Genomic DNA, 1,781 nt, shown 5'->3' on the forward strand with positions numbered 1-1,781 from the left:
GGCGGTATCAAGGGGTGATTGCGCCACCGTTGAATAGTTCTTTTAGTTTTTCACGGGGTGTGGCACCGTCAAATTTGACGATGGGTGTGTCGTTGAGTTCGTTTTGAACCCAGGCGACTTCTTCGGCAGTGACTTGGGAAAAGTCGGTGCCTTTCGGGAAGAACCGGCGTCGGATTTCTCCGTTGGTGTTTTCGTTGGTGGGCCGCTGCCAGGGTGAGTGCGGGTCGCAGAAGTAGACCTTGCAGCCGTCGGCGATGGCGACGGTGGCTGTCAGCGCCATTTCTGAGCCTTGGTCCCAGGTGATCGTTTTCAACTGCTCTGTGCCTAAGTGCTTGACCATGGTTTGCAGTGTGCCGACCACGGTGGCTGAGCAACGCTCCGTAGGTAAATGGCCGAGCAAGGTATAGCGGCTGGAGCGTTCAATCAGGGTGATCAGCGCACTTTTGCCGTCTTTACCGATGACCAGGTCGCCTTCCCAATGCCCGGGGATGGCCCGGTCGTCGGCTTCAGCAGGCCGGCGTGTGATCTCTGCGCCTTGAACCCAGTTGCGGCGGTTGGTGGCAAGCCCTGCGGTGCGTGAACGACGTTTACGGAATGAGCCTGCTTTGATCAGCACCTGCTGGGTTTTCATCACCGTTTCCAACTCGTCGCGCAAGCTGCCTCTGCCCTGGACATACAGTGCCGAGTAGATCGCTTCGTGGGATAGCTGCATGGTTTCATCATCGGCGAAATTCCGGGCCAGGTGGCAACTGATGCGCTTTGGCGACCACCGTCTCATCACGCACCTGATCACTTCCTGCCGTAACCGGGGGTTCGTGTCGACCCGGCGGGGTTTCGGCCTGGCCATCCGGTGTGACATGCGTTCGTGGGCCACCTCAGCGTTATAGGTGTGCACTGTGACGCCTGCTTGATCCATCACCACCCACCCGTTGCGGCGGATTTCGCGCGCGACGACACTATGGTGCCTCCCGATCGAAGCGGCGATGGCTCTAGCGGATAACCCCTGGGTGCACCCAGCGTGAATCTGGGCGCGGTCAGCCTGGGTCAGGCGCGTGCCCACCCCTACACGCATCCCGCTGCTGCCGGACTGTGACTGTGACGCGGACCCCGCCGCAGTTGAAAATGGTGCTGGCATGCCCCAATCTTTGCGCCACTGGTACACCGTTTCCCGTTGAACTCCCAACGTGTTGGCAATCGTGGCCACCGAAATACCATCAGCAAACATCTCCTCAGCTGCCCGGCGATTGACCTTCCACTGCTTTTTCGTCCCGCGCGGGCCTTCCACCCCGGCTTTGCTCATCCAGTCGTAAACGGTCGAAAACGACACCCCGACATCATGCGCCACCCGGTACGGCGACTCACCCGCAGCCACACGGGCAACCGCGGTGTCTTTGACCTCCTGGGAAACCTGAGTGCGCCGCGGAGCAGGCGCGGGGGTGATAACGCCTTGCTTGACCAACCAATACCGCGCAACCGCGACTGGGACTCCCACAGTCCGGGCCGCCTTGGCTAACGACACCCCCTGGATAACCAAAGCAGCAGCACGAACGATGCGCTGCTGCCGATCCTCACGCACAGCTATGCGCGGACCATCCACCCCGGCTTTGCTCATCCAACCGTAGACGGTCGAAAACGACACCCCGACATCATGCGCCACCCGGTACGGCGACTCACCCTCAGCCACACGAGCCACCGCCGCTTTACGAATCTCCTCTGAAACCCAACCGGCCACAACAACCACCTCTCGATCGAAGTGGCGCATTCACCCATTGACAGTCCCG

At 60.5% G+C, this 1,781-nt stretch carries 2 pseudogenes; both read right to left on the reverse strand.

The window, feature by feature from the left end:
* Nucleotides 1-7 precede the first annotated feature (7 nt).
* A pseudogene (locus KBX17_RS11395) lies at nucleotides 8-1,153 on the reverse strand (IS30 family transposase); the annotation flags it as partial.
* Between the two features lie 3 nt (nucleotides 1,154-1,156).
* A pseudogene (locus KBX17_RS11575) lies at nucleotides 1,157-1,762 on the reverse strand (helix-turn-helix domain-containing protein); the annotation flags it as partial.
* Between the last annotated feature and the right edge of the window lie 19 nt (nucleotides 1,763-1,781).

This window comes from Corynebacterium sp. CCUG 65737 (assembly GCF_024454115.1).
In the GTDB taxonomy this organism is placed as follows: domain Bacteria; phylum Actinomycetota; class Actinomycetes; order Mycobacteriales; family Mycobacteriaceae; genus Corynebacterium; species Corynebacterium genitalium.